We start from the raw sequence: 12,603 nt of genomic DNA on the forward strand, positions 1-12,603 counted from the left end.
CGACTTTACCGGATCGATAGCGTGCTGCTACTTTACAGGCGGTGGCAGCAGGGTAATGAGCGCCATCCAAGGTGCAATGGTCAGGGCGGTAGCGAGGTAAGACCTCTTCAAGCACTTGAACTTAGCGACCAGGATCTTGGAATTCCTCCAGCATTGGCCCAACACGTCGCGCTCAAACCCATCCAGCGTTCTGGTTTCACACGCGCGCAGGAACTCAGACTCGGTCATTTTTTCGATTCGACTAAAGAAGATCAGCGAATTGGATCCGCCGCGAAGATCGGGAAAATAGCCCAACCACAGGTTCCAGAAGCTCAAAGTGAGGGGCGTCAGGAACAGCACGCCAACGACTGAAACAAGCAGGGTGAGATCTTCTGGCTTGGGGATTCGGGTGGAGAGCATCGCCAGCATGCCCAGGTTGATGCCCAGACCCACCGATAGCTTCGTGTCCACTCGCGAGAAGAAGCCAAGAACGAGTTGAAGCTGCTGCCATGCAGCGTTAACGCGGTCGCTTTGATTTGGCTGGCGGTCGCCAGTATCTCGAACTTCTTGCATGTTGAGGGTTCTCTTTCTTCGTGCATCCGACTTGCTTGCGCCGGATGGCGTTGCGAAGACCGCATGTCTCCAAGGTCCCGCAGCAAGCCATTCCCGCTGCAGCGCATTGATCAAGGAAGGCCCTGTCGGCTAGCGCGCAGCGGTGCCGCTCCAGGACATAGGTCGCCAGAGCTTCGGCGTGGTCCGCGCATTCCGCTGTCGTGCGCTTCGGTCGGCAACCGCAGGGGCAGGCCAGCTTTCCGGAAATCAGGGAATTGCTGCGAAGTGAAACGCGCGCAATCAGTTGATCGCCACGCCACAGCTCCAGTCGACGCTTTCCCGGCCGCACATCTTGCCGGACTTCGAACAGACCGGCTTGCGCCGCCGCCTTGAATTCTGGGCCCAGGCATTCGGCCGCCTGCTCCGCGATAGCTTGATGCTTGGCCGCGTCGCCATGGGCGCGGCCGTTTTCTGCACCTGGGAAGACCCTGCGTACATTCGCGCTGATTTGATGGGCCAAGAATCGATACACCGTCGACCACCACTGTCTGGCTGCCGCTTCGTCGATAATGTGCCCCGGCTTACCGTCACCCCATCCCAGGCAGAAGCTTTGGTTGGGGTTGATGTGTCTGTCAGGGCAGAATTGCGGAAGTTGGTGGTGTCCTGGGGCTTCCTTAGCAGACACGTGCTCCCCGGCGATGGAGATCGCCAGGGTGAAAACATGCACAGCCCCGCCTGGACGAGTGACCGAGATCTCAGCCCTCCCTCCGCCTGCGGCGCGATGCAGCGTGGCACCGTAGTCCGATGCCACGCCTTGCAGCAATTCGAAGGCCAACGCCATCAGTGGATATCTGAGTGCGGGCGGATCGGCTGTTCAAGGCCGGGAACCACCGCGGGGGCCGCCTCTGCGTAATGGGCCGCCAACACCGCCTTGGCCACTGGGTCACCCGACGCGGCCAGTTCTTCCACCGCTGCCGCGTAATCGAGGTTGGCCACCTTTCGGTCAGATGCGAACACTCGACGAACTGCGTCGGTACCGGCGTTGTAGGCCTTCTCACCGATCGCGGTCTGCACGCCATCGCACTGCCGCTGTTCGGCCTCCGAGGCCAGCACCGCCCTGCCGGTTGCGCAGCGCACCAAACTGCCCTTCATTCCCAGCCGGGACAGTGCCAGCGGCCCAAGCTCAAAGCCGATGGCCAGACCCAGCTCCTCGGTGATCGAACCCTCGGAGTTCAAGTAGTCAATGGCCACGGCGAAGCTGCTGCGAAGTGCGCCTGCGCACTGTACAGCTGTACTCACCGTCGCTTCGGTGTCGGTCTCCTTTGAGGTACCTTCCAGCAGCACGCCTTGCAGGCAATCGCCGATAAAGCGAATGCGCCGCCCGGCAAAGTCCAAGTGCACTACCGCATCCAGCTCTGACCGCAGCACGTGGAGAGCGCGTACCAGATGCTGCGGATCCTCATCCAGATGCTTATCTACGAAGTTGGTGAAGCCGTCGATGTCTGCATACAGCGACACACCCTCGAAGCGCTTGGACTTGGCAGCGCTAAGCAGGCTGAAGTCCAGATCGGAAATCGGCGGGGTAGGGCGGCTGAATTCGAATTCGCCAATGGGCAGGTCCTCCTGCTCCTCCTTCCAGAGCTCTATGATCCGCGTCTTGGAAACGCCCAAGCCTGCCGCCTCAACGCAGGCCGCCACCTGATCCTGGGTCAGCGGCGTGGTGCGGTCTTTGTCGCCGCTCAGCGCCGGCAGCTCGAGCAGCGCCCGTGCACCATGGGTGAGGTAAATGCCCTCCGCCACGCCATGGCCGGCGCACTTGGCGGCCTGATTTGCCGGGGAGCCCAGGAAGAGCGGCTCGCGGCTGGCGCGGCGACCGTTGTTGACGGCCAGTGCCAGCCCGCTGTCGATACCCACACGGACCTGTGCATTAGGGATGTGCTCATCCGTATCGCCCGTTTCGGCCAGAACGTCGATGGTCAGCTGGGCAATGGCCACCGCGCGCTCGATCCGTGCGCGCTCATCGGCATCGCCATAGGGCTTGGTGACCACCGCATGCAACCGTTGGTTGTGGAAATCCACGCGGACCGTCTCACTCTCGACCAGGAGGCGGTGGACGGCGCGGTAATGCTGATTCAGGAAGCGGAGAGCGCGCTTGTGGCACGTTTCCCCTTCAACATTGGTGCAGTTGAGCATGTCCTGCAGATTGACGATGTCGATGTAGACATGCGCGCCGTTAACCCGATAGGCGCGGTTGACCGCGATATTGTCCAACGAGGTCTCGCGCGTGTAGTCACGAATATCGACCTTACGGACTTCCTCGTAACGCGTGGTAAGGCGCTTCTTGGTGCGGTCTTCCTTCCAGCTATGTCCCATCGTCCTGCTCCCTGCGGCCAAATGGAGACCGAGCCGGAGCGGGTCGCGTCGCTCTCGGGCCGGGCACCAACCGGTTTTCGGCTGGTTCATTTGTCGTATATTGGGAGCCAGTTCACACTTTCAAGGGAGGGAAGGTATGGGGGCGAGCATTATCGAGCGACTTTCTGCCGACGGCGGCAGGCGACTGGTGGCGGCCTTGGCCGAGTTCCGCACCCTGGCGGGGCTGGAGGCTGCTGCCACGCAGCTGGCTGAGGCCGGGGAACTGCTGGAAGTCGCGGCTGGCGCGTCCTTCATCACGCAAGAAGATGCCGAAACCGACGTGTTTTTCATCGTTGCCGGTGCGGTGGACGTGATCGTCAATGGCAAGGTGGTCAATACCCGCCGAGTCGGGGAACACGTGGGGGAGATGGCAGCCATCGAGCCGACCCAGTTGCGTGCGGCCACCATTACCGCCACCGAGCCCACAGTGGTGTTGAAGGTGCCTGAAAGCGATTTCAGTCGCGCTGCCGATGCACACCCATTGATCTGGCGGCGCTTGGCAGCTGCTCTGTCGCGCCGGCTGAAGGAGCGTAACCGAATGATTACGGCCCCCCGCGAACGGGTCCGGGTCTTCGTGATGTCCTCGGTGGAGGCGCTGCCGGTCACCCGCCTGCTGGTGCAGCATTTCGAGCACGATCCCTTCCTGACGGTGGTCTGGGACCACGGCGTTTTCCGCGCGGCCAACTACACCCTTGATGAGCTGGAGGCCCAGCTGGAGCAGGCGGACTTTGCAATTGCCGTGGCGCATGCCGACGACATGGTGATCAGCCGCGGTGACGAGTGGCCGGTCATGCGCGACAACGTCGTCTTTGAGCTGGGCATGTTCATTGGGTTTCTGGGACGTCGGCGCGCCTTCCTGATGGAGCCGCGCGAAGACAAGCTGAAGCTGCCGAGCGATCTGGCGGGGCTGACTACCGTTCCTTACCGATACAAACCTGGTGCCGATGCCCGTGCCTTGCTGGCACCGGCGTGCGAGCAGATCCGCGCCCGGATTCTCGCCGCTGGACCGAGAGACTGACCATGACAGTGCTGGAAGAGATGACGGCAGCAGTGGAAGCGATCACGCAAAACCAATGGTCAACCCGACAGGGCCAGGTCGTGCCCGATCCTGAGGATCTGCGGCTCGGCAACGACGCAGTCGAGTTTGATCGCGCCACGGTCCTGTACGCAGACCTTAAAGGCTCCACCAAGATGGTCGATGCCGAGCATTGGTGGCTGAGCGCGGAGATCTACAAAGCGTTCCTGCATTGCGCCGCCACCATCATCAAGAAGGAGGGCGGCAAGATTACCTCCTACGACGGTGACCGCGTCATGGGTATCTGGGTCGGTAACCGGCAAGCCACGCCAGCGGCCAAGGCAGGGTTGAAAATAAACTACGCGGTCAAGAATATCGTCGTGCCGGCACTGCGGCGCCAGTATCCGCACTGGGCCGGCACCGTGAAGCAGGTGGTCGGAATCGACAGTAGTAGAGGGTCGGCAGGGAATCGTTACGTACAGGGCCAAAAACCGCCTAAGCGATTGAAACAAAATCATAATTTCCTTGTCCCGATAGCGGATCTCCCCGTCTATGGGGCCTGTTCAAGGACTTTCGCTGTATAGCTCAGCGGCGCCACTTCCCTATCAAGGTCGAGATGGTAGTCGCCGAAGCGATTGATGTGGCTGGTCCGATACGGCGACAGGCCGGCCAGGATCTCGGGCGTCAGTTCAATCCCCTCCTTCCGCATCTCAGCCAAGGTGCGGCTCATGCCCTCCACGTTGTGGAGGATGATCATGTTGGCGACCAGCTGGCTGTACTTGATGATCTTGCGCTGCTCGTGTTGGACGTTCTCAGCAATGATCCCCTGGCTGCCAAAGAAGACCCACTTCACGAAGCCGTTGTACTCCTCGCTCTTGTTGGTCGCAGCATGGATCGTTTTGCAGATCTCGTTGTCATCAATGTAGCGCAGCAAGAACAGCGTTCTGACGGCCTTGCCAAGTTCCCGGAAGGCGAAGTACAGCTTGTTCTTCCGACTATAGGTGCCCAGCCGGCGCAGGATCGAGGACGCGGTGATCTTGCCCAATCGGATCGAGATCACCACCCGCAGCATGTCGTGGAGATGGGTGGCGATCAGTTGCCAGTCGATGCTGTCTCCGAACAATGCCTGGATGTTCTTATAGGCCCTGCCAGGTTCGGGCCGGAAGAAATTCAGATCCTTGATGTTTCGTATCCTGGGCATCAGCTGGATGCCCAGCATGTGGGCCAGACCGAAGACCGGGTAGCTTTGGGCCTGCGTGTCGCCATGGACGATCTCAGGCTGGATGTCGGACGTGTTGGCCAGCAGGCCGTCGAGGATGTAGATGCCCTCGTGCACGCCACAGGGAATGAAGTGACTGAACAACGCCACGTATTTGTCGGATACGTGGTAGTAGCCGATGCCACCGTAACCGCCGTAACGGATGTGGTACTCCGACAACAGGTTGTCCTCGTAGACGCTCCATTTGGTGCCATCTGCTGAGGCGCTCTTCCCGCTGCCCCAATAGCCCGGCAAGTCGAATTTGTTGTAGGTATTGATGACCTCCACGATGGCCTTCTCAAGCACATCCTCGGTCACGTATTTGAGGTTGAGCCAAGCGACCTGGCGCCGACTGAAACCCTTGATCGACCGCGCCGTCTGCGTCGGCCCCAGGTTGCAGCCATAGCAAAATAGCGTGGTGATCACACGTCGGGGCAGATCTTCGACTTGGCTCTCGGTACCGGCGATCGGGCGGAAGAAACGGTGCAGATCCAGCCATTGGCTGGCATCGATCAGGACATCTACGATGCTGGACTCTGGGAGCCGTTCGGCGATGAGGCGATCCACGGCGGTAATCGCGCTGGAGACTTCGGCCCGTTGCCCCTTCCGCAGCACCAGGCGCCCATCTAGGATGTCCGCATGCGCGTTTTCCGGGAAACGCGCGTCAACCTCATCGGCCAAGGCGGTCAATTGTGCACGCAACCCCGCCACGAAAGACTCGGCGTCGGTGGGCAGGCCTGACACCTGACCATAGGCTTCCAGTTCCTGGGCCAAGGTGGCTTCATCGACCAGCTGCTCGCGGTAGTCGTCAAACCGTTCGCTGCTGGGAATGAAGAGATCTCCGGATTTCAGCTCGTCTTTGACCTGCACCAGCACGGCCACCTCAAAATACTTCCGGTGCATCCAGCCGGCGCCGGCCGCGCTGGCCCGCTTGCCGAACACGTGCTGACGCCAGAGCTTGGACATCCAGTCGAAGTCCTTTTCCGGGTCCAAACCGAGGGAAGCGACCTCGATCAGCTCACGGCGCTGGTTGCGCAGCGAGAGCACGGCTGCGATCAACGGCTCCATGCCGGCATCGTGGCTGGTCGCCCGCAAGTTCATCAGCTCAAGCCCATTGAACAGCAGCGGCCTGACCGCGCCATAGGGCTGCAGCATGAAAGGCAGGTAATTCTTCCCGGCGTAGGCCATATGTTCTTCGCATTCGGCCAGCAAGGTCGACACTTCCGCTTCCAGGCTGTTGTCGATGGCATCCACGCGCTGACTATCGCTGCCGTCGAGCTGATAGGCCTGCAGGATCTCCTTGAGCTGGCCGATGAGGAAGTCGGCCCGCTTGGCATGTTCGAGCTGGTAAGCCAGCAGCTTCTGCTGGGCCGTGTTCTCCAGCCCGCGCACCTGCTTGATGAACAACTCGGCTGCATCATCCAGCGTCTTGGCGTGCTGGGAGCGAATGAAGATGGTGGCCAGCGCATAGCGCTTGTCCTCAGCCAATTCGGCCAGTTCGCTGGCGTCATAGGCCCGAGCCATTGCACGGAATTGCTTGAGCTTGGGCACCGGCACATCGATGGGAGGCAGTTGGTCAGCCAACTGCTGCAGCATGCGGATGTGCTGCAGATAAAAACGAACTTCCTTGTTGGTCGGCCGGCCAGGCTCGCGCTTGAGCGATTGCCAGCCAGTAAATCTGGAGCCTTCCGGTGCGCGCAGCAATTCGTCAATGAGCGTGCGTGTGGCAGGCGTCAGTGCGTGGCTGATGCTGCGGTAGTACCCCAAATTGACCCGCTCGCGTGCGCCAATGGCGGCCAGCTCCAAGGTGCGGAAGCCTGGCAGTTCGTAGCGGTGGTGCACCAGCTCTTCGAGCAGGACGTTCACGATGTCCGGGATAGTGTGCTTGGTCTGGGCTGCTCCGGTGGCCACTGTGTCCAGCCAAGACAACCCAGCTTTGTCCAAGGGACGCACCCCAATGAACTGCCGCAGCTGCGGCATATGCCGGCGCTGGCTGCCGGAGGCGTCATAGCGTTCGAGCTGGTCGGTGTCCAATACGCGCCCGAGTCGGGCGGCCTTGGCGATGTGCTTCCGGATCCGCTCGGGCACTTCGGCCAACACTGTGAGGTAACCCAAGCGCTGGAAGAGCTTGAGATGGATCAGTACCGCCAGTTGCGGACCCGGCTGGGTGGTCAGCTGCTTGGCGAATGCAATCTCAGCGGCGGTGGGGGTAGAGATCTCCTCCAGTTCCTTGGCGGTGGGATCAGGCTTCAGTCGCGGGTAGGCGGTCTCGTGAAGGGTAGCCATTGGATCCGGAGGTTATGAGGGGATCAATCCCAGTGCCGGCCGTCGTCTGTATTGAGAGACGCTTCCAGGAAACACTGGTGCGTATCGGCCATGCGGTGCATGTCATCGAGCAACGTGGCCAGGATTTCATCCAGATCCCGATCGGGATCGGTGGGAACAGTTAACCGGTACTCGCTGCTGGCGGTGTTCAGACGCACTGCCTGGAACGGAGCCAAGCAGATCTCTTCAATCCGGCCCCGGGCCTTGGCCGCGCCGCGGCCCGCGCGGGCAAACGGGGTCAGCACCATGCGCAGACGGAGCTGCAGCGCAGATTTGCCCTCGGGTGCCGGCAGTGCCATCGCCGGTACCGGCGCGGTTGGACTGGGTAGGCTCGCTTCAATGCGGTCCCGGGCAAACGGGTCACGCCCATCCAGGTAGCGCATGGCCGACTGCACATCGCGCCAGCCCACGTACTCCATCAACGCCTTCATGTCCCAGCCTTGGTCGTTGGCCCAACTGGCAAAGCCGCGGCGCAACGAATGGCTGCTGTGGAGCCCCGCATCGGCAAAGCCGGCACTGGTCAGCAACTCGCGTAGCAGGCGCACCAAGCTATTGGGATGGAGGCCTTCGGCGCTCACCTGGCCCCATTGGTTGACCGCCCGAAATACCGGTCCTTCCTGCAGGTCGGCCGCCTGCAGCCACACCTGGGTCGCCTCCACCGGGCACAGCCGCGACAACGCCGGCACCTTGTAGGTAACGCCGGCCGCTCGGCGATCGCCCTTGCTGCGCGGCAGGAAACAGGTCATCCCCTGTCCCGGCACCAGCGTGAGATGGGCCACGTCCAGACGCAGCAGTTCATCGCCGCGAAAGCCACGCCAGAATCCGAGCAGCACCAGCGCTCGGTCCCGTTGGTGGCGCAGCGCTGCCGCTCCGTCGCCCCGCGCGCGTGCCGCCGCGATCGCAGCGGCCAGCCAGTCGTCGAGCTCGACCAGCCGCCGAATCTGAAGCGGCGCGGCTTGCTTGACCTGCCCGGGGTGCAGGGTCTGGATGCCTTTGAGCACCTTGCGCACCAGCGGCGACCGGGTGGGATCGACAAATCCGTGGTCGCGGTGCCAAGAGGCGATGGCCGCCAGGCGTTGGCGAAGGGTGCTGGTGGCCAGGGTCTGCGCATACGCGGCCAGGTATCGGGCCACGCTGTCAGGTGTCGCTGGGAGGTGGCCTTGCCACTCGACTTCAAAGTGCCGCAGCGCCGACGCATAGCTGCGCACCGTGTTCTGGCGCGTGGCCGCATCGAGGTAGCGGTCCAGTTCGGTCACTGGCGCGTGGCCTCCACAGCGACCGGCTGCCGCAGGGTCGACAGGATGGTGCATTCCGCCCGCTGCCCACCGTGGCAACTGGCAATCACCCGTTCCAACTCGCTGGCCATGCGCTGCAGGTCGGCCATGCGCGCCCGCACGTCGGTCAGATGGCTGCGTGCCAGCCGATCCACGTCCCCGCACGAAAGCTCCTCATCGCCGGCCAGCTGCAGCAGGCTGCGGACCTCCTCTAGGCTGAAGCCTAGGTCCCGGCCGCGCGCAATGAAGCGCAGCCGCTCGATGTCGGCCGGGCCATAGACCCGGTAGCCATTGCCCGAGCGCCCCGGGCGCGGCAGCAGGCCGATCCGCTCGTAATAGCGGATCGTCTCCAGGTGGCATCCACTGGCGTCGGCAGCCTCACTGATTTTCATTCGTAGTACGCTTGACTCCGTAGTAGCTACGGACTTTACCCTCACCTGCTGTGTCATGCCAGCGGCCCGCCCGGGCCCGGCTTCCCTGCGACTGGAGATGTTCCGATGAGTGATTGCGGCTGCCACCACGAGGCCAAGAATGCGCAGGAGCGGCGCGTCCTCTGGATCGCCCTAGCGTTGAACGCGGCGATGGCCGTGATCGGCGGCATCGCCGGCTGGATTGCCCATTCCACTGGCCTACTGGCCGACGCTCTGGACATGCTGTCCGATGCCACCGCCTATGCCATTGGCCTGGTCGCTATCGGGCGCACGGCGCGATTCAAGGCCAATGCCGCGTGGGTCAGCGGCAGCGTGCTGCTTGTGCTGGGTGTGGGCGTGTTGGTTGAGGTCGGCCGTCGCGTGATGTACGGCGCCGAGCCGGTCAGCGGCTGGATGATTGGCACCGCCCTGCTGTCGCTGGCGGTCAATATGACCGTGCTGCGCATGCTGGCGCCGCTAAAGTCCGGCGAAGTGCATCTGCGAGCGACGTGGCTGTTCACGCGGGCCGATGTGGTCGCCAATGTTGGGGTGATCCTGGCCGGTCTGTTGGTGTGGTGGCTGGCCAGCCCGTACCCGGATTTCGTGATCGGCGCCCTGATCGGCCTGTATGTGATCAAGGAAGCCTTCGAGATTTTGGGTGATGCCCGCCGGGCACGTGCCGACGCGCGCAAGACGGCTGCATGACCAGGTTTGGCCGGCAGGGCTCGGGCCTGCGCTGGCTTCTGCTGGCGCATCTGGCCGTGGGCCTGGTGACACAGCCGGTGCTGGCCCTGGTCGGCGAGCTGCATGCCCAAACCCACCTGGTCACTGCCGACCGCGGCCCGGCAGTGGCGCCGCCAGCTTCCGAGCGTGGCGTAGACGCCGCCCTGCACCGGCTTCAGCAGCTGGTGCTGTGTTGCAGCCAGGCCGCGCCAGCGCCTGAGATCCTGCTGGCCGTGGCGGACATCGGCCGGCATTTTCCGGTGATCCAAGCCAACACGCGCTCTTATCCGCACGAGCATCCGGTCGCGCCGTTCCGGCCTCCGATCGCAGGGTGATGTCCGCCGGCAGTGCCGGCCCAGCGACCCGCTGCTGCGCGCGGTGGTGATCGTTTGTTGATATCGAAATCTTTCGGAGTACTTCCATGCATGTGCGATTGGCGGCCTTGGCCGCATGGCTGCTGTTGGGCAGCGCGGCGACGACGGCGGCGGCCGCGGCCGCCGAGTTGATGACCTTGGACGACGCGTTTGCACGCGTGGCCCAAACCCACCCCGAGCTGCGCTTGGTCGATGCGCGGGCCATCGTGCTCGCTGCCGAGCGCGACCAGGCCGTACAGCGGCCACCGTGGACGTTGGGGGCGGAGGTCGAAAATGCGCTGGGCAGCGGCGCCGCTCGCGGCCTGGACAGCGCCGAGCTGACCCTGAGCCTGAGCTCGGTGCTGGAGCGCGGCGGCAAGCTCGACGCCCGCCGCACCTTGGCCCAGGGCCGGATTGATGCACTGGCCGTGCAGCGGGAGACCGGCCGACTGGACCTGCTCGCCGAAACGGCGCAGCGCTACCTGGCCGTGGTCGGTGCCGATCGGCAACGCAGCCTGGCGGACAAGGATGTTGGCCAGCGCCAGCGAACCGTGGCCGCTGCCCGGCAGCGCCTGGAGGCTGGCGCGTCGCCCGAGTCGGTGCTGCTGACTGCGCAGGCGGCGCTGGCGCGCGCAGAGCTGACCCGTGATCGCGCCGAGCAGCAGCGAATCGCCGCCCGTCAGCATCTGGCCGCACTGTGGGGCGAACGGGCTCCCAGCTTCGAGGTGGCCGCAGCCGATCCGATGACCTTGCCCGCGATCGCGTCCATGCAGACATTGGCCGAGGAACTGGAGCGCACTCCCGAGCTGGCGCAATTTGCCGACGCCGGCCGGATCGCGCAGGCGCGACTCCAGCTGGCGCGCTCGGCGGCCTCGCCAGACTTGTCGTGGCAGCTGGGCGTGCGCCGCCTGCAGGAGACTGACGACACCGCGCTGGTGGCCAGCCTGTCCATGCCGCTGGGCAGCCGCAGCCGTGCGCAGCCAGAGATCCGCGCCGGCGAAGCCGAACTGGAGGTGCTGGCAATCGAGCGCGAGGCCAAGGGCCTGTCGCTGTATTCCACGTTGGTCGAGGCCCATGGCCGCTATACCGTGGCGCAGGCCGAGGTTGCACGGCTGCAAGGCGACGTGCTGCCGAAGTTGGCCCGGGCCGAGCAGGCCGCCGAGCGCGCCTATCGCGCCGGCGCGATCAGCTACCTGGAATGGGCACAGTTGCAGTCCGAACGCACGGCCATGGCCCAGCAGCAGCTGGACGTGGCGCTCGATGCGCAGCGCGCCCTGATCGAAATTCAACGACTGACCGGCCAAGCGCTTGTAACGCCGCCGTCGGCCGCTTCCATTGGAGAAACCCCATGAATCGCTTTTCCTGGACCGCACTGGGCATGGCCCTGATGATGCTGGCCGCCTGCAACGCGTCGGCCCCCAACGAAGCGTCCGAAGGCGGCGCCGCCGCTGAGGGCGAAGAGCACGGCGAGCACGAGGAAGCGCCGCTGGAAACCAAGATTGCCGCCAAGGCGGCGCAGGCGGCGGGTATCCAGGTCGCGCCGGCAGGCCCCGGTGAGATTGCCGATGAGCATGAGGTGCAAGGGCTGTTGTCCCCGATTGACGGTCGCATCGCGCAGGTCACGGCACGCTTCCCCGGGCCGGTCCGCTCCGTGCGTGCGGGCGTGGGTGATCAGGTACGTGCCGGCCAGGCACTGGCCACGGTGGAGAGCAACCTGAGCCTGACGACCTATACCGTCACCGCGCCGATTAGTGGCGTGGTCATGGCGCGCACGGCCGCCGTGGGCATGGCGGCCGCTGAGGGCGCGCCACTGTTCGAGGTCGCCGACCTGTCCACCCTGTGGGTGGACCTGCACATCTTTGGGGCCGACGTCCAGCACATCGGTGCCGGCGTGCCGGTGACGGTCACCCGCTTGAGCGATGGCGTCACGGCGCAGACCACCTTGGAGCGCGTCCTGCCCGGCACCGCCACCGCCAGCCAAAGCACCATTGCGCGCGCCACCGTGGCCAACACCGATGGCCTGTGGCGTCCGGGTTCGGCGGTCAAGGCGCGGGTCACCGTGGATCGCCAATCGGCGGCGCTGGTGGTGCCAATCACCGCGCTGCAGACCGCAGAAGACCAGGACGTGGTCTACGTGCAGCAGGGCGAAACCTACCACACCCGGCCGGTGAAGCTGGGGCGCCGCGACGCCGAACGCGCCGAAGTGCTGGAAGGCCTCAAGGCCGGTGAACAGGTGGTGGTGGCCCAAAGCTTCCTGATCAAGGCCGACATCGAAAAGTCCACCGTGGAAGAGGAATGAGGC

Annotated in this window: 12 protein-coding genes; 6 read left to right on the plus strand and 6 right to left on the minus strand. The window is 63.9% G+C overall.

Annotated features, from left to right (window positions below; translation table 11 throughout):
* Positions 1-27: 27 nt before the first annotated feature.
* The 3 genes from H4O11_RS04175 to H4O11_RS04180 are packed head-to-tail and all read right to left on the minus strand — an operon-like array spanning position 28 to position 2,904.
* Complete coding sequence (locus tag H4O11_RS04175; RefSeq protein WP_182338177.1) at positions 28-552, minus strand: Pycsar system effector family protein; 525 nt, start codon at positions 550-552, stop codon at positions 28-30.
* Entirely contained in the window at positions 497-1,372 is an 876-nt protein-coding gene (locus H4O11_RS19250; RefSeq protein ID WP_220466564.1) for an E2 domain-containing protein, read from the minus strand. Before H4O11_RS19250 ends, H4O11_RS04175 begins: the two co-directional genes overlap by 56 nt.
* On the minus strand, positions 1,372-2,904 hold the full coding sequence (locus tag H4O11_RS04180) for an adenylate/guanylate cyclase domain-containing protein (RefSeq protein WP_102789236.1): 1,533 nt from the start codon (positions 2,902-2,904) through the stop codon (positions 1,372-1,374). The genes H4O11_RS19250 and H4O11_RS04180 overlap by 1 nt, the downstream gene beginning before the upstream one ends.
* A gap of 136 nt (positions 2,905-3,040) precedes the next feature.
* Between H4O11_RS04180 and H4O11_RS04185 the strand changes: the two genes are divergently transcribed.
* Positions 3,041-3,961: a TIR domain-containing protein gene (locus H4O11_RS04185; RefSeq protein ID WP_102789235.1), complete on the plus strand. Its 921-nt coding sequence runs from the start codon at positions 3,041-3,043 to the stop codon at positions 3,959-3,961.
* A gap of 2 nt (positions 3,962-3,963) precedes the next feature.
* Positions 3,964-4,542 carry an adenylate/guanylate cyclase domain-containing protein gene (locus tag H4O11_RS04190; RefSeq protein WP_174704360.1) on the plus strand — a complete coding sequence of 193 codons (579 nt, stop codon included), beginning with the start codon at positions 3,964-3,966 and terminating at the stop codon, positions 4,540-4,542.
* Here H4O11_RS04190 and H4O11_RS04195 read toward each other — a convergent pair.
* The 3 genes from H4O11_RS04195 to H4O11_RS04205 are packed head-to-tail and all read right to left on the minus strand — an operon-like array spanning position 4,509 to position 9,207.
* Positions 4,509-7,502 (minus strand): Tn3 family transposase, encoded by a 2,994-nt coding sequence (locus H4O11_RS04195; RefSeq protein ID WP_074058973.1) that lies wholly within the window; start codon positions 7,500-7,502, stop codon positions 4,509-4,511. The genes H4O11_RS04190 and H4O11_RS04195 overlap by 34 nt on opposite strands.
* A 23-nt stretch (positions 7,503-7,525) precedes the next feature.
* On the minus strand, positions 7,526-8,797 hold the full coding sequence (locus H4O11_RS04200) for a site-specific integrase (RefSeq protein ID WP_102789687.1): 1,272 nt from the start codon (positions 8,795-8,797) through the stop codon (positions 7,526-7,528).
* Positions 8,794-9,207, minus strand: a complete 414-nt coding sequence (locus H4O11_RS04205; protein WP_017160757.1) for a MerR family transcriptional regulator — start codon at positions 9,205-9,207, stop codon at positions 8,794-8,796. Before H4O11_RS04205 ends, H4O11_RS04200 begins: the two co-directional genes overlap by 4 nt.
* Positions 9,208-9,312: 105 nt before the next feature.
* Between H4O11_RS04205 and H4O11_RS04210 the strand changes: the two genes are divergently transcribed.
* From H4O11_RS04210 to H4O11_RS04225, 4 genes are all read left to right on the plus strand, one after another.
* The gene (locus H4O11_RS04210; protein WP_182338178.1) at positions 9,313-9,930 is read left to right on the plus strand and encodes a cation efflux transmembrane domain-containing protein; all 618 of its coding nucleotides are present in this window, start codon (positions 9,313-9,315) and stop codon (positions 9,928-9,930) included.
* A complete protein-coding gene (locus tag H4O11_RS04215) occupies positions 9,927-10,283 on the plus strand; it encodes a hypothetical protein (protein WP_182338179.1) in 357 nt (118 codons plus the stop codon). The genes H4O11_RS04210 and H4O11_RS04215 overlap by 4 nt, the downstream gene beginning before the upstream one ends.
* A gap of 86 nt (positions 10,284-10,369) precedes the next feature.
* Complete coding sequence (locus H4O11_RS04220; protein ID WP_182338180.1) at positions 10,370-11,653, plus strand: TolC family protein; 1,284 nt, start codon at positions 10,370-10,372, stop codon at positions 11,651-11,653.
* The gene (locus tag H4O11_RS04225) at positions 11,650-12,600 is read left to right on the plus strand and encodes an efflux RND transporter periplasmic adaptor subunit (RefSeq protein ID WP_182338181.1); all 951 of its coding nucleotides are present in this window, start codon (positions 11,650-11,652) and stop codon (positions 12,598-12,600) included. The genes H4O11_RS04220 and H4O11_RS04225 overlap by 4 nt, the downstream gene beginning before the upstream one ends.
* Positions 12,601-12,603: the final 3 nt, after the last annotated feature.

This window comes from Stenotrophomonas tumulicola (assembly GCF_014117215.1).
Taxonomy (GTDB): Bacteria; Pseudomonadota; Gammaproteobacteria; order Xanthomonadales; family Xanthomonadaceae; genus Stenotrophomonas; species Stenotrophomonas tumulicola.